This window comes from Flavobacterium sp. GNP010 (assembly GCF_056428945.1).
Window position 1 is genome coordinate 25,520 of record NZ_JBWJVK010000024.1, and the last position, 21,136, is coordinate 46,655.

Sequence of the window (21,136 nt, forward strand, 5' to 3'; positions counted from 1 at the left end):
AAGCAAATTGAACTTAGGAGTATTTAAAGAAAAAGATAACCGAATCAACAATATAATATGTCAGAGAATTTAATAGTGCCAACAATGGCCGAAATGTTAGCTCAAGGAAAACAACCAGAAGTATTGTTTTGGGTTGGGTGCGCAGGAAGTTTTGACGATAGAGCTAAGAAAATAACCAAAGCATTTGTGCGTATTTTAAACCGTGCAAATGTACCTTTTGCTGTTTTAGGTACCGAAGAAAGTTGTACTGGAGATCCTGCAAAAAGAGCTGGAAATGAATTTTTGTTTCAAATGCAAGCCATGATGAATATCGAGGTTTTGAATGCTTACGAAGCAAAAAAAATTGTTACTGCATGTCCGCATTGTTTTAACACACTTAAAAATGAGTATCCAGAATTAGGAGGAACCTATGAAGTGATTCATCACACTGAATTTTTAAAATCATTATTAGATGATGGTAGACTTACTATTGAAGGTGGACAATTCAAAGGAAAACGAATCACGTTTCACGATCCTTGTTACTTAGGTCGAGCCAATAATGTATATGAAGCTCCAAGAGATTTGATTCTTAAATTAGATGCGGAGTTAGTTGAAATGAAACGTTCTAAAGCAAATGGTTTATGCTGTGGAGCCGGTGGCGCACAAATGTTTAAAGATGCTGAAAACGGTAACAAAGAGATAAATATTGAAAGAACCGAAGATGCTTTAGAAACAAAACCAGAAATAATTGCAGCGGGTTGCCCTTTTTGCAATACCATGATGACCGATGGTATTAAAAATAAAGAAAGAGAAAGCGATGTCAAGGTGATGGATATTGCGGAGCTTATTGCTAATGCACAAGACTTGTAATGATGAGAAAAATAATTTTAGTACTTCTTTTAATTTTTAGTACAAACTCTTTTTCTCAAGATGTTTACGATATTATTGGTAAAGAAACGTGCACTTGTTTAGAAGCCAAAAAATTAGATTACACAAAGTTGAATAAAAAAGATATGCAAACCCAAGTGGGATTGTGTATGATTCAGAGTTATAGTTCTCATGCGTCCGAATTTAAGTCAGAAGATAAAGTAAGTTTTGATGATGAAGCGGGTATGAGAAACCTTGGAGAAAAAGTTGCGATGAAAATGTTAGCAGATTGCCCAGCAATTATTTTAGAAATGGGAAGAAGATCGGTTGATGAGGATGATACTAGTGAAGTCGAAAAAGAGAGTCTTTTTATTGAAGGTGAAGTTACCGAGATCAAAACAGAACAGTTCCTTTCCTTGCAAGTAAAAGATAAAAACGGAAGAAATTTTACGTTTCTATTATTAGATTATTTTGAAAACGCTTCAATATTAACTAACAATGAGATTAATAAAAAAGATAATATAAAGATAAGTTATTCAGAAATTGAACTCTTTGATCCCAAAAGCAAAGAATTTAGATATTTTAAAATTATAACGGATTTAGAAAAAAAGTAGCATTTTTAATACTGCTCAAATTCAAAATTATTAACTCATAACCCAGTATCATAATGTACGTTCCATTTGAAAATTTACCCGAAGAATCTAGAATCTGGATTTATCAATCCAACAGAAAATTTTCGGATGCCGAGTTTTCCGAAATCGAAACTGCTTTGCAATCCTTTCTTGAAACTTGGGCTGCACATGGAACCAGCTTGGAGTCATCATATCAACTAAAATACAACCGATTTATTATTATTGCGGTGAATCAAGATGTGCAGCCTGCCACAGGTTGTTCTATTGATTCTTCAGTAGAGTTTATTCAAAGTTTAGAACAAAAATATTCTGTTGATTTATTAGATAAGATGAATGTAACGTTTAAACTTGGTGAGCACATTGCACACAAACCGTTGATTGATTTTAAAAAAATGGTTAAGGATAAAGCAGTTACAGAGAACACCATAGTTTTTAATAACTTGGTCAATAATGTAGAGGAATACAATGAATCATGGGAAGTTGCTGCCATTGATAGCTGGCACAGTCGCTTTTTTTAAACAAAATAATTCTATGAGAAAAATAGGCGTTAAAATTGTTTTATTTTATGGCTTACTTTTCCTAATTGCTTCAAGTTGTGTTGGGACAAAAGTCAAAAGCACTTTATTAGTTACTGCCAACCAAAAGTCCAAAATAGAGAATTTAGACAGTATAAAACTCAGTAATACTCCTCAACTTTTTGAGGTATCTGTTGAAGGTTCAAAATGGGTAGATAGTGTATACTATGCAATGAATTTGCGGGAGAAAATAGGTCAATTATTTATGGTTGCTGCTTATTCGAACAAAGATTCAGTTCATGTAAATGCCATAGATCAGTTAATTGAAGAAAATAAAATCGGAGGTTTAATTTTCTTTCAAGGTGGACCAATCCGTCAAATTAAATTAACCAATCGTTTTCAATCTAAGTCCAAAATCCCATTGTTTATTGGTAGTGATGCCGAGTGGGGATTAAACATGCGGCTAGATTCCACTTATCGTTATCCTTGGAACATGACACTTGGAGCCATCCAGGACATGAAATTATTAGAGCGTGTAGGTGTTCAAATGGGAAAACAAAGCAAGCGATTAGGTTTGCAATTCAATTTTGCTCCAGTTCTAGATATTAATACAAATCCCAGAAATCCCATCATAGGCTTTCGTTCTTTTGGAGAAGATAAATTCAAAGTTACAGAACGTGCTATTGCAATAATGAAAGGAGCTCAGAGCCAAGGTGTTTTTTCAACTGGTAAGCATTTTCCTGGTCACGGTGACACAGAAATAGATTCTCATAAAGGATTGCCAACCATTAATTTTTCTAAAGAAAGATTAATGGAAATCGAATTTTATCCTTACAAGAAAATGTTTCATGAGGGACTATCTTCTGTGATGGTAGCGCATTTAAATGTACCTAGTTTAGAACCAAGATCAGAATATCCGTCCTCGATTTCCTATAACGTAGTGACAGATGTGCTTCAAAAAGAATTAGGTTTCAAGGGCCTTATTTTTACCGATGCTTTGAATATGAAAAGTATAAAAAATAATAAACTTCCTAGCGAAATCAGTTTTGAAGCCTTTATTGCAGGAAACGATGTACTGTTATTTCCAGAAGATGTTCCAACAGCAATAGAAAAGTTCGTTTTAGCCTATTCTACTAATTTATTTTCTGAAGAACGATTGGCTTCATCGGTAAAGAAAATTCTGAAATTTAAATTCAAAGCTGGATTGAATTCCTACAAACCTATCATCACAGCTAATGTCTTCAATGATTTAAACGCCCTTGAAAATGATGCTTTGCAGTATGAATTGTTCGAAAATGCATTGACGGTGCTAAAAAATGAAGATGCTGTGCTGCCTATTAAAAATTTAGACAAACAAAAAATTGCCTACGTAAAAATAGGAGATGATACTAATGATGCCTTTATTTCTACGTTACAAAAATACGCTGAAGTAACTGTTATTGCCGATTCTAATTTAGATAGTTTACAAGTAAAACTAAAACCGTTTACAACCGTTATTATTGGATATCACAAGTCTGATGTAGCTTTCAAAAAGGATGATTTACGATCAGATGAATTGTTTAAAATTAATTTTCTTGCCAAAAACAATACTGTTATTCTAGATGTTTTTGCTAAACCGTATTCGTTATTGCCTATCACTAATTTTGACGATATCGAAGGATTAGTCGTTTCCTATCAAAATAGTGTAATTGCACAAACTGTATCTGCAGAATTAATTTTTGGTGCTATTGAAGCCAAAGGGAAATTACCAGTTTCGATTCATTCAAGTTTCAAAGTAAATGATGGTTTGCCTACCGAGAAATTAAATCGATTGGGATTTACGACTCCTGAAAATGTGGGTATGAGTGGAGTTATATTGTCAAATATTGATGCAATTGCTAATAAAGCGATTGATAGCAAAATGACACCAGGAATCCAAGTTTTAGTGGCCCGAAAAGGAAAAGTTATTTTTCAAAAATCCTATGGATTTCACACCTACGATAAAGCAATCAAAGTAAAAGATTCAGATATTTATGATCTTGCGTCTTTAACTAAAATTGTAGCAACGTTGCCAAATGTGATGCTGCAGTACGATCAGCAAAAAATAAATCTAGAAACTACACTAGGAACAATGTCTCCAATATTTAAAGATTCAAATAAGGCCAATATCAATTTTAAAGATTTGCTTTCTCATTACGCTGGACTGGCGGCTGGAATACCGTTTTATAAAGCCACAATGGATAATTCGAAATTTCCTTCGGAAGCTTTTTTTAGAAAAGTATCTGAAGAAAATTTCTCAAAACGATTGGCGGACAGTCTTTTTGTCAGAAATGATTTTAGCAATACTATCATGGATCTTATTGTTAAAAGTAAAATTTCGACTAAAAAAGAATACAAATACAGCGATTTGACCTTTATGATTTTAAAGGATTATTTAGAAAAAACAACGGGTAAAACATTAGATATTCTGGTACAAGAAAATTTTTATCGCTCACTCGGAATGAATAATACTAGTTTTAATCCACTAGAAAAGTTTGATAAAAATAGAATTCCGCCAACAGAAATGGATTCTTATTTTCGCAAGCAACTTTTACAAGGCTATGTTAATGATTTATCTGCAGGCTTAGAAGGCGGTGTTTCGGGTCACGCTGGTGTTTTTTCAAACGCTATGGATGTGGCTAAAATAATGGAATTATACCTACAAAAAGGAAATTACGGCAATAAACAGTATTTTTCTGAAAAAACTTTTAGTGATTTTAATACCTGTTATTTTTGTGCAGCAGGAAATAGGCGAGGACTCGGTTTTGATAAACCACAATTGGGTGCAGAAGGTCCTACATGTGGTTGTGCTTCGATGACTAGCTTTGGGCACACTGGCTATACTGGAACTATGGCTTGGGCTGATGCTGAAAAGCAAATTGTTTATGTGTTTTTATCTAATAGAACTTTTCCAGTTGCAACTGAAAATAAATTATCAAAAGAAAATATTAGAGAGGACATTCAAAAAATCACTTATGAAGCAATTATGGACTAAGTTGATTTGGTGTGTAAGTAGTGCAAGAATGTGTTTTAGTTACCAGTATTTAGTCCCTATTACCATTCTAAAAATAACTTGATGAAAAACACGATTTCAGCTTTTGCAAAAATAAAAATATGGGTAGTGCTTTTTAGTATAACTTTTGTTAATGCTCAAAATGTTGATATTAATTTGCTTCGTGATATTAATTTAAGTAGAAATAAAAGTTTAGATCCAACTTTTAAATTTGTTACCAATAGTTCGGCTCCGGTGAGTATTGGAACTCCTATTCTTTTGTTTACTGTTGGATTAATTAAAAAAGACCGCACTATTAAGAAACAAGCTATTTTTATCGGTGAAACATTCCTAGTTAATGGATTTATAACTTTAGCATTAAAAAAAGCAGTAAAACGGGATCGACCGTTTGAAACTTACCCAGATATTGATCAAGTTTCATCTTCTACAGGAGAATCTTTTCCTTCTGGCCATACTTCTTTGGCTTTTGCAACCGCTACCTCGCTTAGTTTGGCCTATCCCAAATGGTATGTTATTGCCCCTTCTTTTATTTGGGCAAGCACCGTTGGCTATTCCCGTATGCATTTAGGAGTTCATTATCCTAGTGATGTAGTTGCTGGCGCATTAATCGGTAGTGGATCAGCGTATCTTACCTACAAAGTGAATAAATGGATTAATAAAAAAGTAGAGAACCGATAGGAAATGATTTTTAATCACGATTAGCTATTGTTTAGTAATAATGGTAGTTCTTATAATTATTTTAAAAGTTTGAATATTCAAGGAATTAGATTTAATAATCGGTTCTTATTTAACTAAAATTTCCATAAAACCAATTCCAATTTTTAGTAATTTCGTTTCACTAAAATACAGAGATGAAAATTGCAATAGTTTGTTATCCTACCTTTGGAGGAAGTGGTGTTGTCGCAACAGAATTGGGACTTGAATTAGCACGACGTGGTCACGAAATCCATTTTATTACATACAGTCAACCGGTTCGCTTAGCACTTTTGAATCCTAATGTACATTACCATGAGGTAAATGTTCCAGAGTATCCTTTATTTCAATACCAACCTTACGAATTGGCCTTGTCGAGTAAATTAGTAGACATGGTGAAATTATATAAAATTGAGTTGCTTCATGTTCATTATGCAATTCCACATGCTTATGCGGGCTATATGGCAAAGCAAATGTTGAAAGATGAAGGAATAAATATCCCAATGGTTACAACATTACACGGAACAGATATAACCTTAGTTGGAAATCATCCCTTTTATAAACCAGCAGTTACTTTCAGTATCAATAAATCAGATTTTGTTACTTCGGTTTCCCAAAGTTTGAAAGACGACACTCAAAAATTATTCAATATCAAAAATGAAATTGAAGTTATTCCGAACTTTATTGAATTAAATAACAACTTGAATGATCCGCACACTGCTTGTAACCGTTCATTGATGGCTAACAAAGAAGAGAAAATCATTACGCACATTAGTAATTTCAGAAAAGTAAAACGAATTCCAGATATAATAAAAATTTTCTATAATATTCAAAAAGAGATACCGGCTAAATTGATGATGGTAGGAGATGGTCCAGAAAAAGAAAAAGCAGAGTATTTGTGTCAGGAATTAGGAATTTTGGATAAAGTTATCTTTTTTGGGAACAGTAACGAGATTGATAAAATTTTGAGCTACACAGACTTATTTTTATTGCCTTCAGAAACAGAAAGTTTTGGACTTGCCGCACTTGAGGCAATGGCTTGGAGTGTCCCAGTTATTTCAAGTAATTCTGGAGGATTACCAGAAGTAAATTTTGATGGTATCTCTGGATATCTTAGCGATGTGGGAAATACAGATGAAATGGCACAAAATGCTTTAAAAATTTTAAAAGATGAAGTTATTCTGCAAAAATTTAAAGAAAATGCGTTGGCAGTTGCAAAACAATTTGACATCAAAAACATACTACCACTTTATGAGGCTTTGTATAAAAAAGCTATAGAAAAATACGGATAGACTTTATATTTTTCAATAGTAGAATGTAGTAAGACCTACAATTTTGATCTATTAATAAATAAAATCTAGCAATGAAAAAAACAGTAGTATCATTAGTAGCTTTAGCTTTAGTTTCCTGCGGAGCGAAAGCAACAAAAAATTCCGAGAAGAATTTTTTGTACGAAGTTTTGACACAGCAGTCAAATGGAGGTGCAAGTATTCGTTTTTTTGAAATCCTTTCGGAGAAGGATCAAATAGCCATGTTGCAGAATGATGAAAATTTAAAAAATAAAATTAATCCAAATGATGTTCAGACTTCTAATTTTTTAGTTTTGAATATGGGAGAGAAAACCTCGGGAGGGTACAGTATAGGTATTGATTCTGTAGTTGAAAACCGATAAAAATATTGTTATCACTATAAAAGAAACTAGTCCGGAACCGGGTAGTATGGTTACACAAGCTTTTACAAATCCTTTTTGTGTAGTCAAAATAAATTCTAAGAAAGATATTATTTTTAAATAAAAAAACGCCACTATTTCTAGTGGCGTTTTAATATATTGTCTAAAATATTAGAATTGATATTTCAATGCTAAAGCTACATCAGAACCATAATTGTTTTCGTAATATCCGTTTCCACCAAACTCAGGTCTGAAATCTAAAGAGATTAACAAAGGAATATCAAAGTTATATTCAATACCGATGTTTCCAGCTGCAAATACAAAAGTATCACTGTATTTATCACCATTATAGTTATAACTATAGTTTCCTACACCACCACCTACACCAGCATACCAGTTAAAACCACCATCAATGTTCCATACCCATTGGTACAAAGCTGTTAATTTTAATGCATTATCATCATAACCATTGTTATTATAGTTACTTCTATTTCTCAATCCTAAATCAAGTTCTAATCTATTGTTGCTTCCTAAGGCTCTTTGGTAAGTAAGTTCGCCACCAAAACCATTATTGCTACCAAAGCGTAAACCTAATGCGTTTTTTGAGATGTCTTGTGCTTGTGCGGTAAATGCTAATCCAATTAACATAATAGCCGATAAAATAATTTTTTTCATAAGTCTGTTTTTATAGGTACAAATGTATTATTTAGTTGCTAGCATGTCTTATAAAATTTTCTATAAAAGTTATATAATTTACGTTTTTTGTACAAATAATAGCAGCAATTAAATTTTCAATTATAAGATGTTTTGTTTGGAAAAAAGCGCTGATGCCATAATTTGATTGCTTAAAACATCCTCCATTTCAAAAAGATTTTCGTCTTCAACAGGATCAATTTCACAATAATTATAAATCTTCCATCGTTTTTTATTGTACTCCAATGCCGTTAAATTCTCTATCCAATCACCTGAATTTAAATATAATATCTTCCCGTTTTTGTTTTCTTTATAAATCATTTTTGGTTCATGTATGTGTCCACAAATAACGTAATCATATTTTTTTTCAATAGCCAGCTCTGTTGCTGTTTCTTCAAAATCAGAGATGTGCTTTACTGCTTTTTTTACACTAGCTTTTATTTTCTTAGAAAACGAGTACGGTTCTTTTCCTATTTTAAACAAACACCAATTAACAAAACGATTCAAAAGTATCAAATAATCATATCCTAACCCGCCAAGTTTAGCAATCCATTTTGAATGCTGAACTGATGCATCAAAAACATCGCCATGAAATATCCATGCTTTTTTGCCATCAAGCTCTAGTATTAATTTATCTACTAAAACTAAATTACCCATGTTTATATCGCTAAATTTTCGAAGCATTTCATCGTGATTGCCTGTGATGTAGTATATTTTTGTTCCTTTTGTAGCAAAACCTATTATTTTTTGAATGACTTTTAGATGTGCTTTTGGGAAATAGGATTTTCTAAACTGCCATATATCAATAATGTCTCCATTTAATATAAGCGTTTTTGGTTTTATAGAATTTAAGTAATTGTATAGTTCTTTCGCATGACTGCCGAAAGTTCCCAGATGTACATCAGAAATCACCACCAACTCGACTTTTCTCTTTTTCAATGGTTTTTTGAATTTAAAGTTTATCAAAATAATTGAATTTTTAGTGAATGAAATCAAAAAGTGCGTTAAGAAATGCAACACAAAGTTAATTTTATAACAATAAATGTCGAAAACCGTTTGAATCTTTATTCTAAAATGTGGGTATAAACTTTTTACCTTTGAAGTAAAATGGTACTTTTGTTCAAAACGTACACTATGGCAGGAAATAGTTTTGGAACTCTTTTTAGGATAACAACTTTTGGTGAATCACATGGAGAGGCTTTAGGCGGTATAATAGATGGCTGTCCTCCAGGAATATCGATAGATTTTGATGCCATTCAAATGGAAATGTCTCGAAGAAAACCGGGACAGTCCGCGATCGTTACCCAGCGCAAAGAACCAGATGATGTTCAATTTCTCTCGGGGATTTTTGAAGGTAAAACTACAGGAACACCGATCGGTTTTATTATTCCGAATACCAATCAGAAATCAGATGATTACTCTCATATAAAAGACAATTACAGACCCAGTCATGCTGATTATGTATATGAAAAAAAATATGGTATTCGAGATTATCGTGGTGGCGGACGAAGTTCTGCAAGAGAGACTGCAAGTAGAGTAGTGGCAGGAGCTATAGCTAAACAAATGCTGTCAAAGATTAAAATTAATGCTTATGTTTCCTCAGTAGGGCCAATTTTTTTGGAGAAATCTTATCATGAATTAGATTTTTTAAACATAGAAAAAAATCCTGTTCGTTGTCCAGACGCAGAAACTGCAGTTGCAATGGAGGATTATATTCGAGATATTAGAAAACAAGGAGATACTGTAGGCGGAATTGTAACCTGTGTAATTCAAAATGTACCTTTAGGACTTGGCGAGCCCGTTTTTGATAAACTTCATGCTGAATTAGGAAAAGCAATGCTTTCGATTAATGCTGTAAAAGGATTTGAATTTGGAAGTGGTTTTGATGGATCACAGATGAAAGGAAGTGAGCATAATGACTTGTTTAATGCTAATGGTAGCACCAGAACGAATCTTTCAGGAGGCATACAAGGCGGAATTAGCAATGGTATGGATATTTATTTCCGAGTTGCTTTTAAGCCCGTTGCCACAATTATGCAAAAACAAGAATCATTAGACAATACAGGGGCAATTACTGAGATGACAGGAAAAGGGCGTCATGATCCTTGTGTCGTGCCTCGCGCAGTGCCTATTGTTGAAGCCATGGCAGCTATCGTGTTAGCCGATTTTTATTTGATAAACAAAACTTATTTATAATTAATCGTTACGTTTTTCTTTTTATTTTCTTACCTCCATTTCTTAATAAAAAATACAAGGTAATTTAGTTAACTACATTTCTTGCCTTGAGAAGTATTTGTATGAAAATATAGAATAAATTTAATCTAAAAACCAATTTAATGAATACCAAAACAACCAAAAAACCATCCTTTTTTTCGGGATTAACAGGACAAATATTAATTGCAATGGTGTTAGGTGCTATTCTTGGCATCGTTATCCATAATTCAATATCAGCCGAAGCAGCACAAGGTTTTAGTACAAAAGTTAAAATATTAGCAACAATATTTATTAGGTTGGTGCAAATGATTATCTCACCTCTTGTTTTTACAACACTTGTTGTAGGAATTGCAAAATTAGGGGATATCAAAGCAGTCGGAAGAATTGGTGGTAAAGCGATGGGTTGGTTTTTTACAGCCTCGTTTATCTCATTATTGTTAGGAATGTTATTTGTAAATTTATTAAAACCTGGAGTGGGACTTAATTTATCAAATATAGATTTAGGCACTGCAGCTGATGTAACAGCGAAAACTCAAAATATATCTTTTGAAAATTTCATTGAGCATATTGTTCCTAAAAGTATTTTTGAAGCATTGGCTACTAATGAAATTTTGCAAATTGTAATTTTTTCCATTTTCTTCGGTTTAGCCGCAGCTTCATTGGGAGATTATGTTAAGCCTGTTATCACTGCTTTAGATAAAACATCACACATTGTACTAAAAATGGTGAATTACGTGATGAAGTTTGCTCCAATTGGAGTTTTTGGCGCTATAGCTGGCGTATTTGCAGTGCGAGATTTTCAAGAATTAGCAATTACTTATTTTAAGTTTTTTGGTTCTTTTTTAGTGGGTATTTCTTCGCTTTGGTTGGTATTGATAGTGGTGGGATATATTTTTCTAAAAAGTAGAATGACTGTTTTACTTAAAAGAATTGTGAGTCCTTTAATTATAGCTTTTGGAACAACTAGCAGTGAAGCCGTTTTTCCAAAATTGACAGAAGAGCTGGAACGCTTTGGTGTAAAAGATAAAATAGTTTCTTTTATGTTGCCATTGGGTTATTCATTTAATTTAGATGGAAGTATGATGTACATGACTTTTGCCAGTATATTTATTGCTCAAGCCTATGGAGTTGATTTAGATTTAGGAACACAAATGACTATGCTTTTAGTTTTGATGCTAACCAGCAAAGGGATTGCAGGCGTTCCAAGAGCGAGTTTAGTTGTAGTTGCCGCTACGTGCGGAATGTTTGATATTCCAATTGAAGGCATCGCATTAATTTTGCCAATTGACCATTTTTGTGATATGTTCCGCAGCGCCACAAATGTTCTAGGAAATGCTTTAGCTACATCAGTTGTTGGGCAGTGGGAAGGTGACGATGAAAATGAAAATGAAGTTTTGCCAGTGTAATATTAATTGCAAGTATTTATAAATGTATCTATCATATGGAACCTGTTCAAGCAATTGAACGGGTTTTTTTATAAAATTTAAATGATTAGATTTTTGGCACAATTAATCTCCTTTTTTAAAATTACATAAATTTAATTTATTTTAATAGATACGATATAATTATTCCTTTATTTTTTAACAATAAAATGTATATTTGATAAATATTATTTGTTTATGCAACATTTACGTATTGTTTTAATCTTAAGTCTATATCTTTTCGGCGGAGATTCATTCGCGCAAACAAAAATATATTCTCAACAAGAAATCACCAAATTAAACGATAAAGCATCTCGCTACTTAAAGAATGCTAATTTTGAGAAATCGCTAAATATTTCTAAAATGGCACTTCGTTCTGCCATGATAAGTAATGATTTACGATCTACAGCCATTTCTTATACAATTATTGCTGGAAATTATGCGGAGATGGCTGAGTTTGATAAAGCAATATTTTTTTACAATAAGAGTCTTTCTTATGCGCACGAAACTAATAATGACACCTTAAGAAAAAAAATCTTTAATAATTTAGGTAATATTTATTGTTTTGAGAAAATGCAATATGATAAAGGAATCAACTATTACAAGAATTCATTGATTTATAGCCAAAAATTAGCTGATAATTATCAGGTTTTTATGACTAAATTAAATATTGCTTGGGCTTATTTTGATAGTGGTTTTTTTGAAAAAGGTTTCCCTAGTTTAGAGTTTATCAACAAATACAACAAAACATTTGGAGATGAAAGTACTGTAGTCGCAGTAAATTTGTTGAATGGGATGTATTCTTCAAATAAAGGGAATCAAGATACTGCCAGTTCCTTTTTTGAAAAAGCCATTAAATTTGGAAATCAAGGAAATGAGAAGTCTGATTTATCGTATTCTTACCTGGAGTATTCTAAACATTTGTTGAAAAATAGCGATTACAAAAAGGCGTATGAAAATCTTACACTTTACAATACTATCACCAACGATTTATACAACAAAGAAAAGCTTGAAAATGCTAATTTAGTAGGTATAAATTTAGAATTAGATGCCTACAAAAGAGAAATTGATAAAATTGAATCAGAGAAACTGGCACAAGAACAAAGTATTCGCAAATCAAAAATCATTGTAGGATTGTTTGTTCTGATTGTTTGTATTTTAATAGTATTACTTTATACCTTATTCAAAAATAATAGTTTTAAGAAAAAAGCGAACATAAAGCTTTCTCAAACTAATACAGAACTCTTAGCTGCCAAAGAAAAAATAGAAGAAGTATCTGCGCTAAAAGCACAATTTTTTTCTACAATAAGTCATGAGTTACGAACTCCTTTGTATGGTGTAGTTGGAATTACTAATATGTTGCTGGATGAGCATAAAGAACTAGTCAATAGTCCACATTTAAATTCTTTAAAATTTTCAGCGCGTTATTTATTATCATTAGTGAATGATATCTTGCAAATAAATAAAATTGAAGATAATAGAATTGTCCTGGAAAGTTTAACTTTTAATATTTCTGATGAAATTGAAATGATTAAAAGTTCGCTCTCCTTTATGGCTAAAACTAATGCCAACGAAATCATTGTGAATATTGATGATCGCATTCCAGAGTATTTAATTGGAGATAAGTTACGCCTTTCTCAAATCATTATGAATTTAGTCAGTAATGGATTAAAGTTCACAAAAAATGGAGTAGTAAGTATCCATGTTAATCTGGCGAAGGAGGAGAACAATTTTTATTTTTTAGAATTTAAAATTCAAGATAATGGGATTGGAATTGACCCTTTAGATCAAGAAAAGATTTTTGATAAATTTGTCCAAGTCAATAGAAAAGAAACAGATTATCAAGGAACTGGATTAGGGCTTTCTATTGTTAAGCAGCTTTTAGGCCTTTTTGATAGTGATATTACACTTCAAAGTTCTGTTGGGAAAGGAACTGAATTTCAATTTGTAATTGCTTTTGAACACAATATGGATCGAACGGCCGAAATTATTAATAACATACAAGTAGAAATAAGTTCAACACAAATGATACATGTTTTGGTAGTGGAGGATAATCGAATAAATCAAATGATTACCCGAAAAACAATTGAAAAAAATAATTACAAATGTAGTGTTGTAGACAATGGATATGATGCCTTAGAAATTTTAGAAAAGGAGAATTTCGATTTAATTTTAATGGATATAAACATGCCGTTAATCAATGGTTTTGAAACTACAAAACTAATTCGGCTCAAAGGAATTGATATTCCTATTGTAGCATTAACAGCCTTTAATAAAGCTGAAATTACCGAAGAAGCACTTTCAGCAGGAATCAATGACATTATAATAAAACCATTTGACTCCTTTAAATTATTTGAAATTATCAAAATACTAACTTCTAAATCAAAAAAATAGTACGAAGCACAAAATCAAGTTGCATTAAACAAGCAATCAAAAAATTAACAATAAAAACGCCTTTTGTTATCAAAACAAAAGGCGTTTTTATTGTTAGCATGTGCACTAGATCAATACCAACGTTTTTTATTTTGTTTAGAAACTTCCGATTTTCTTGATTTGTGTGCTCCTCCGCTTCGGTTTGAATTTTTTTGCTGTGAACCTGCCGGCAGTTCAGGACTTCCAGAATGCCAATGATATTGATGATCACTAACCGTTTTTACATCTACTTTTATAAGTTTTTGAATGTCTTTCCAATAGGTATGTTCATCTTTACTACAAAAAGAGATTGCAATACCACCATTTCCAGCACGTCCAGTACGACCAATTCGGTGGACGTAGGTTTCAGGTATATTTGGTAGATCAAAGTTGATAACAACGGGTAATTGGTCTATATCAATTCCTCGTGCAGCAATATCAGTAGCCACTAATACACCAACTTCTTTATTCTTGAAAGCATCTAATACGCGTTGTCTTGCATTTTGTGATTTGTCACCATGAATGGCTTCTGCAGCGATATTATTTTTCCTTAACGCTTTTACAACATTATCAGCACCATGCTTTGTTCTCGAAAAAACTAGAACATCCGTTAGCTTCTCAGTATTAATCAGGTGGTATAATAAATTTCTTTTTTCACCTTTTTCAACAAAATATACTCGTTGTTCTACATTTTCAGCGGTTGATGATACAGGAGAAACGCTTACTGTTTCAGGATCAGTCAAAAACATTTCAGCTAATTCTCGGATTGCAATTGGCATTGTAGCCGAGAAAAATAAGGTCTGTCTGTTTTTTGGCGTAAGCTTTACAATTTTCTTGACATCATTTACAAATCCCATATCAAGCATTTGATCAGCTTCATCGAGTACTAAAGCATGTAAGTGGTCTAAATCTATGAAACCTTGTTTATGTAAATCTAGCAAGCGCCCTGGTGTCGCGATTAAAATGTCAACCCCATTTTTTAAAGTATCTACTTGTGGATTTTGTGATACTCCACCAAAAATCGTAAGCTGAGTCAGATTGGTATATTTTGCGTATGTATCAAAACTTTGTCCAATTTGCACTGCTAATTCTCTGGTAGGCGTTACAACTAAGGCACGAATTTGTTTTGCTTTCTTTGAAGAACCAACAATTCGGTGTAATTGATGAATAATTGGTATGGCAAATGCACCTGTTTTTCCTGTTCCTGTTTGAGCACAACCAATTAAATCTCTGCCTGATAATACAATTGGTATTGATTGTTCTTGAATGGGAGTAGGGTTAAGGTAGCCTTGCTCAAATACGGCTTTTTGTATACTTTTAGAAAGTGATAAATCTTCGAATAACATATTTTTGGTATTAAATATCCTGTAATAAGTACAGAAATAGTGCAACAAAGATAGGATTAATATTTTTGATGGTTTTTTATACAGGATTTAGGATAGTAATCAATATAATTCAACTACAAAACTGTACGTTCAGTGCGGATTAAATTGAATTTGATTTCATGAAATCGGTGACTAAGTAACCTATAAGTTTACCTATCAAGTGATTGTTTTTTTCTTCACCTAGATCAGGTGCTCCCTCACAAATATGCAAGTAGGTTGCGTTTTTATTTTTTGCAAAGTAAGAAATGAATTGACGAAGTTGCTCTACTGAAAAACCGCTCAAAGTCATTGCACTACAGGCAATATTTGGAATAGAATCTAAATCAATTTCAATTCCAAAAAAATCGTCATTTATAAACTCTAAGGCTAGAGCCATTTCTTGATTGAAATCTTTTTCTTTTCGAATGTTTACACTATCGTAGGTATTGTATCGTACACGATCTTCTATTTTTTTTATAATATCTAAGACGCTTTTTGAAGTGTAATTTTCGTGTAAACCGAAAATAAAATATTTTTTTAAAAACCCTTCTTCAAAAGCATACGAAAAACCGTTCCCGCTATGTCGTCCCTCTAAAATTCTAAAATCGGAGTGTGCATCAAAGTTTATGGCATTGATTGGTTTTCCTTTGGCTAGAGCCGAACCTTTAATATTTCCGTAAGCATTATTGTGTCCGCCTCCTATTATTATGGGAATTTTTCCTAATTTAATAATATTAAAAATAATATGAGAAACATCTTTATCAATTTTTTCTACCAATTGACTCAGTTTAGAACGATCGTCAATATCATTAAAATCCAAATGCTCTACCTCTTTCATTTCGGCACTAACATTCAGTTGGCCTAAAATAAAAAGTTGGTTTCCTTTGCAAAATCGATTGTGCTGGATGTTAGCAATACTTTTAATGGCACTATCCCAGGCTGAAGCAGCGCCAGGTCTACCAAAATTCGCTCTAATGCCTATATCCTCCGGGATTCCAAACAACACATATTTTGCTTCACAAGTTGTAAGAAACGTTAATGAATCAGTGTCTTTTGGTACAGTTATCATTTTCTCACCAAATTTGATTTCACCACTGCGATGGTTCGTAATCTTCGCAAGATCTTTGATGGTAAATGGTATTATTTTTTCCATTAAAAAAAATATTTTTCATCAAAAATAATATAAATACGTTAACTGACGTTATGAGGTGGTTATATATTGTTAAATTTGTAAAATAAATTAAATTAAAACTAAAAATGGAAAATCAAAAAAGTAGTTCAAGTCTCAAAGCGGTTGTAGCAATATTAGCTATTTTATTAGTGGGGAGTTTGGTTTATATTTTTAAATTGACTTCAGATACCGAAACCGTAAAAACAGAATTGAAAACCACACTAAGCGATAAAGAAACAGTGATGAAGGATCTGGAAGAATTAAAATCGACTTACGATGCTGCTATTGCAGAAAACACATCGATGTCTGATGAATTAATTCAAGAAAGAGACAAAGTAGTTAACTTGATGTCTGATTTAAATAAGTCAAAAGGAGATGTTGCATCTTTAGCTAAATACAGATCGCAGTACAATTCTTTACAAGGAAACATGAAGGTTTTAATAGCTGAAAATGATCAGTTAAAAAAGGCAAATACAACACTTACCGCACAACGTGATAGTACCGTTGTAGTGCTAGGCGAATCTAAGAAATACAACGAAGCGCTAACTGGACAAAATGAAGAATTATCTAGAGTTGTAGAAAAGGCAGCTAAATTGACGGTATTGAACACAAGGGGTTCAGCATTTAAATTGAAAAGCTCTGGTAAAGAGGTTTCTACTGATAAAGCGAGCAGAGCTGATGTTCTAAGAATAAGTTACACAATTGCAGAAAATCAAGTTGCACAATCAGGTACAAAATCATATTACGTTCAGGTTATCGATAGTAAAAACAATGTCTTAGGAGACAAGAAATCAGAAACTTTTGGTGACGATACTCTCGTGTATAGTTTTATTTCGAATATTAATTACGAAAATAAAACTATTGATGTAACAGAGAACTTGCGAGGTAAAGATTTTCCAAAAGGAACTTATTATGTAAATATTTTTGAAAAAAATCAATTGGTTTCAAAAACTAGTTTTACTTTGAAATAAGAAAATCAGAAAATAAAAATCAAAAGAGGAACGTAATGTTCCTCTTTTTTTATGAAAAAATTTGACCTTCAATCAATACAGTTTCAATTAGATTACTGCCAAAAGCGTAAGGAATTTGATTGTAAGAGGGAATAGGTTTGGTAATAATTATATTGGCTTTTTTACCAATGGTAATGCTTCCGTGCGTTTCAGATATCCCCATAGCATAAGCGCCGTTTATAGTAGCAGCATTTATGGCTTCTTCGGGTGTCATTCTCATTTTAATACAAGCAGTAGCTACCACAAAGTTCATATTTCCGGATGGAGTAGAACCGGGATTATAATCTGTTGCGAGTGCTAATGGAAGTCCCGCTGCAATCATTTCTCGTGCTGGAGTATAAGGAATACTCAAAAAATAAGAGCATGAAGGTAATGCAACAGGCATTGTCTCCGTATTTTTTAACGCTTCAATATCTTCTGGTTTCATTATTTCAAGATGATCTACAGAAAGTGCCTTGTGTTTTACACCAGCCTGAATTCCGCCGATAGAGTTAAACTGATTGACATGAATTTTTGGTTTTAAGCCAAATTGAATTCCTGCTTCCATAATTTGTTCGGTTTCTTCAACTGAAAAATATCCAGTTTCACAAAAGACATCTATAAAATCTGCTAGTTTATTTTTAGCAATTTCAGGAAGCATTTCATTAATTATTAAATCAATATAGCCTTTATTGTTTTCTTTAAATTCTAATGGGAAAGCGTGAGCGCCCAAGAAAGTTGCTTTGATAGTAATTGGATAGTTTTGAGATAATTGTTTGATAACACGAAGCATTTTTAACTCTCCATCAACTGTTAATCCGTAGCCAGATTTAATTTCTACTGCTCCAGTTCCCAAACGCATCACTTCTTCGAGCCGAATTTTTGATTGATTGTAAATTTCTTCTTCGGCAGTTTCATTGAGTTTTTTTGCTGAATTTAGTATTCCACCACCACGATTGGCAATTTCTTCATAAGTCATGCCATTGATTCGATCTACAAATTCTTGTTCGCGGTTACCCGCATAAACAATATGCGTATGACTGTCACACCAAGAGGGTAAAACCATTTTTCCTGTTGCATCAATAGTTTTATCTGCGTTTATTTTAGGCAAATGATCCATCGTACCAAAATCAGCAATTAGGTGGTCATTGATTACTAAAAAAGCATTCTTAATTGTGGGAAGAATGGCCATTTCGGCACCACAAACTTTATCAATTGCTGTTTCCCGAACCTGCAATAATTCTTTAATATTTACAATTAATGTGATCATTTAAGTGTAATTATTCTGAAATTTTAATTTCAAACATTTTATCCCAATTTTTTCCAGTTACAAAAATGGTTTTCGTTTTAGGATTGTAGGCGATTCCGTTTAGCACATCGGTATCGGGTAATTTGGTTATTTTTTTCTTTAAATCGGCAAGATTGATGATCGCTTCTACAGCACCATTTTTAGGGTTTATTATGGCGATGGCATCTTTTTGATACACATTACCGTAAATTTTTCCATCGATCCATTCTAGTTCATTAATGGATTTTATCTTAGTTTCAAAAGAGTAAACGTTCAAATAATCTACTTCTTTTAAGGTAGTTGGATCCATAATCCAGATTTTTTCGGTTCCGTCCGATTGGTATAAATTTTTCCCATCATTCGTCAATCCCCATCCTTCAATAGGTTTAAAATAGGTAAATGTTTTCTCTTTCTGGAACGTATCTGCGTTATAAACATATCCTTCATTATTTTGCCATGTTAGTTGGTATACTTTATTGTTTAGAATTGTAATTCCCTCCCCAAAGTATTTATCAGCTAATTCAACCTTTTTATAAACTTCACCCGTTTTATAATTTGTTTTTCTCAAGCTAGAAATTCCTTTATTTCCAGTTGGACCAGATCCATTTCCAGTTCCTTCATATAAAGTGTCACGATAAAATTCTAATCCTTGTGTGTAGGCTAATGTATCGTGCGGATATGTATTTACGATGGTATACTTTAATAATTTAGGTTGAATGTCTGAAACTAATTCTACTCTTGTGGTGGCCTCAGCGTTTTGACCTTCATAATAGACCATAGCCTTTAGGTTTTGATACCCTAGTTTTTGATCCTTTAATTCAAAAGAGAATTTCTCAGCTCCTTTTTTAGACCCCATTTTTTTGTCATTGATAAAATACACAATGCTGTCAATACTTTTTGAATTCGAGTTCAAAATGGTCAATGAAAGTGATTCTTTTGGGTTGTATAATTCCTTAAATTTTGAATTATCAAATGAAAATAAAGTGTTTTCATTTTTTTTTGTGTCTGAACAGCTTGCTAAGGTGATTCCTAATAAAATGATAGATAGGAAGTTATAGTTTTTCATAGTTTCTTTTTTTGATGTACCAATATACAACGATATTTTTAATGATTAAAGCTCTTGCGAAAATATAAAAAGGTTGTATATTTGCACCGGCAAGTCCTACACGACCAGCTCCTGCAGACTCCCCCAGGATGGGAACATAGCAAGGGTACGTGGTTGAGCGGTGCGATGTAGGTCGCTTGCCATTTTTTATTTAACTGATTTTCAGATTCTTTTCGAAATTTAAAACAATATTTGGTCTTCCTTCGGGAGGATTTTTTTATTTTTGGACTCTTCTAGCACAAATAGCAATACTAATGGGTAAAGTAGTTTTAATAACAGGCGGTTCGTCAGGAATTGGGAAATCGATGGGGGAGTATCTGCATCAAAAAGGCTTTATCGTTTATGGTACTAGCAGAAACCCAGACCGCATCTCGAATTCAGTCTTTCCTTTAGTGACTCTGGACGTCCGTGATACAGAATCCATTCAAGCGGCTGTTGCCAAAGTTATAGCGCTCACTGGTCGACTAGATGTAGTAATTAACAATGCAGGTATTGGTATTACGGGACCACTAGAAGAAATTCCGATGCAAGAGATTAAGAACAATTTTGAGACTAATTTCTTTGGTCCTATCGCAGTGATGCAAGCGGTATTGCCACAAATGCGCACACAACAATCTGGGTTGATTATTAATATTACCTCTATTGCGGCCTACATGGGATTGCCGTATCGTAGTATTTACTCCGCTTCAAAGGGTGCGCTCGAATTGGTAACAGAGTCGTTGCGTATGGAAGTTAAATCCTTTGGGATTGCTATAACAAATGTGGCACCAGGAGATTTTGCCACCAATATTGCAGCAGGTCGTTTTCACGCACCTGTATTGAAAGGATCTGCTTATGAGCAAACCTATGGAACTTCATTAAAAACAATGAATGCACATGTAGACAATGGTGGTAATCCTAATGAAATGGCAGCGGCCATTTATACTATTATTCAAAATCCAAGTCCCAAAATCCATTATAAAGTAGGCGCTCTGATACAAAAATTTTCGATTGTCTTAAAGCGAATTCTTCCGGATAAAGTATATGAAAAAATGTTGATGAACCATTATAAGTTGTAATTTTGTACGCAATTTGCGTGAAGGATTGCAGCGGC

General features: G+C 32.9%; 19 protein-coding genes and 1 other RNA gene. 14 read left to right on the plus strand and 6 right to left on the minus strand.

Translation table 11 applies throughout. From position 1 onward, the window contains the following. The first annotated feature begins 57 nt into the window (after nucleotides 1–57). From AC061C_RS11080 to AC061C_RS11115, 8 genes are all read left to right on the plus strand, one after another. Nucleotides 58–849, plus strand: coding sequence for a (Fe-S)-binding protein (locus AC061C_RS11080; protein WP_478291221.1), 792 nt, complete (start codon nucleotides 58–60; stop codon nucleotides 847–849). Between the two features lie 2 nt (nucleotides 850–851). After that, the gene (locus AC061C_RS11085; RefSeq protein ID WP_478291222.1) at nucleotides 852–1,460 is read left to right on the plus strand and encodes a hypothetical protein; all 609 of its coding nucleotides are present in this window, start codon (nucleotides 852–854) and stop codon (nucleotides 1,458–1,460) included. Between the two features lie 53 nt (nucleotides 1,461–1,513). Continuing rightward, the gene (locus AC061C_RS11090; RefSeq protein WP_417978611.1) at nucleotides 1,514–1,996 is read left to right on the plus strand and encodes an ABC transporter ATPase; all 483 of its coding nucleotides are present in this window, start codon (nucleotides 1,514–1,516) and stop codon (nucleotides 1,994–1,996) included. A 13-nt stretch (nucleotides 1,997–2,009) separates the two neighbouring features. Continuing rightward, nucleotides 2,010–5,006 carry a serine hydrolase domain-containing protein gene (locus tag AC061C_RS11095; RefSeq protein WP_478291223.1) on the plus strand — a complete coding sequence of 999 codons (2,997 nt, stop codon included), beginning with the start codon at nucleotides 2,010–2,012 and terminating at the stop codon, nucleotides 5,004–5,006. Nucleotides 5,007–5,087: 81 nt separating this feature from the next. Then, nucleotides 5,088–5,702 carry a phosphatase PAP2 family protein gene (locus AC061C_RS11100; RefSeq protein ID WP_478291224.1) on the plus strand — a complete coding sequence of 205 codons (615 nt, stop codon included), beginning with the start codon at nucleotides 5,088–5,090 and terminating at the stop codon, nucleotides 5,700–5,702. A gap of 173 nt (nucleotides 5,703–5,875) precedes the next feature. After that, nucleotides 5,876–7,009, plus strand: coding sequence for an N-acetyl-alpha-D-glucosaminyl L-malate synthase BshA (bshA, locus tag AC061C_RS11105; protein WP_478291225.1), 1,134 nt, complete (start codon nucleotides 5,876–5,878; stop codon nucleotides 7,007–7,009). 71 nt (nucleotides 7,010–7,080) lie between these two features. After that, entirely contained in the window at nucleotides 7,081–7,389 is a 309-nt protein-coding gene (locus tag AC061C_RS11110) for a protease complex subunit PrcB family protein (RefSeq protein WP_478291226.1), read from the plus strand. After that, the gene (locus AC061C_RS11115; protein WP_478291227.1) at nucleotides 7,376–7,510 is read left to right on the plus strand and encodes a protease complex subunit PrcB family protein; all 135 of its coding nucleotides are present in this window, start codon (nucleotides 7,376–7,378) and stop codon (nucleotides 7,508–7,510) included. Before AC061C_RS11110 ends, AC061C_RS11115 begins: the two co-directional genes overlap by 14 nt. Nucleotides 7,511–7,557: 47 nt before the next feature. Here the strand turns inward: AC061C_RS11115 and AC061C_RS11120 are convergent, their stop codons facing one another. Next, a complete protein-coding gene (locus tag AC061C_RS11120) occupies nucleotides 7,558–8,061 on the minus strand; it encodes a hypothetical protein (RefSeq protein ID WP_478291228.1) in 504 nt (167 codons plus the stop codon). A gap of 120 nt (nucleotides 8,062–8,181) precedes the next feature. Then, nucleotides 8,182–9,018, minus strand: coding sequence for a UDP-2,3-diacylglucosamine diphosphatase (locus AC061C_RS11125; protein WP_478291229.1), 837 nt, complete (start codon nucleotides 9,016–9,018; stop codon nucleotides 8,182–8,184). Nucleotides 9,019–9,213: 195 nt separating this feature from the next. On the opposite strand from AC061C_RS11125, the gene aroC reads away from it, so the two are divergent. From aroC to AC061C_RS11140, 3 genes are all read left to right on the plus strand, one after another. After that, nucleotides 9,214–10,275 (plus strand): chorismate synthase, encoded by a 1,062-nt coding sequence (gene aroC / locus AC061C_RS11130; RefSeq protein WP_478291230.1) that lies wholly within the window; start codon nucleotides 9,214–9,216, stop codon nucleotides 10,273–10,275. 140 nt (nucleotides 10,276–10,415) lie between these two features. After that, entirely contained in the window at nucleotides 10,416–11,699 is a 1,284-nt protein-coding gene (locus AC061C_RS11135; protein WP_478291231.1) for a dicarboxylate/amino acid:cation symporter, read from the plus strand. A 213-nt stretch (nucleotides 11,700–11,912) separates the two neighbouring features. Further along, nucleotides 11,913–14,108 (plus strand): tetratricopeptide repeat-containing hybrid sensor histidine kinase/response regulator, encoded by a 2,196-nt coding sequence (locus tag AC061C_RS11140; RefSeq protein WP_478291232.1) that lies wholly within the window; start codon nucleotides 11,913–11,915, stop codon nucleotides 14,106–14,108. Nucleotides 14,109–14,218: 110 nt separating this feature from the next. On the opposite strand, the gene AC061C_RS11145 is transcribed toward AC061C_RS11140, so the two are convergent. Then, complete coding sequence (locus AC061C_RS11145) at nucleotides 14,219–15,472, minus strand: DEAD/DEAH box helicase (protein WP_478291233.1); 1,254 nt, start codon at nucleotides 15,470–15,472, stop codon at nucleotides 14,219–14,221. A gap of 139 nt (nucleotides 15,473–15,611) precedes the next feature. Further along, nucleotides 15,612–16,643 (minus strand): formimidoylglutamase, encoded by a 1,032-nt coding sequence (locus tag AC061C_RS11150; protein WP_478291234.1) that lies wholly within the window; start codon nucleotides 16,641–16,643, stop codon nucleotides 15,612–15,614. Between the two features lie 104 nt (nucleotides 16,644–16,747). Between AC061C_RS11150 and AC061C_RS11155 the strand changes: the two genes are divergently transcribed. Beyond that, nucleotides 16,748–17,632: a DUF8428 domain-containing protein gene (locus AC061C_RS11155; protein ID WP_417944294.1), complete on the plus strand. Its 885-nt coding sequence runs from the start codon at nucleotides 16,748–16,750 to the stop codon at nucleotides 17,630–17,632. A 49-nt stretch (nucleotides 17,633–17,681) separates the two neighbouring features. Here AC061C_RS11155 and hutI read toward each other — a convergent pair whose 3' ends face one another. Then, the gene (gene hutI / locus AC061C_RS11160; protein WP_478291235.1) at nucleotides 17,682–18,920 is read right to left on the minus strand and encodes an imidazolonepropionase; all 1,239 of its coding nucleotides are present in this window, start codon (nucleotides 18,918–18,920) and stop codon (nucleotides 17,682–17,684) included. Nucleotides 18,921–18,930: 10 nt separating this feature from the next. Continuing rightward, entirely contained in the window at nucleotides 18,931–20,004 is a 1,074-nt protein-coding gene (locus tag AC061C_RS11165; protein WP_478291236.1) for a glutaminyl-peptide cyclotransferase, read from the minus strand. Between the two features lie 87 nt (nucleotides 20,005–20,091). Between AC061C_RS11165 and ffs the strand changes: the two genes are divergently transcribed. After that, an RNA gene (gene ffs / locus AC061C_RS11170) (signal recognition particle sRNA small type) lies at nucleotides 20,092–20,189 on the plus strand. A 108-nt stretch (nucleotides 20,190–20,297) separates the two neighbouring features. After that, nucleotides 20,298–21,101, plus strand: a complete 804-nt coding sequence (locus tag AC061C_RS11175; protein ID WP_478291237.1) for an SDR family oxidoreductase — start codon at nucleotides 20,298–20,300, stop codon at nucleotides 21,099–21,101. Nucleotides 21,102–21,136 lie beyond the last annotated feature (35 nt).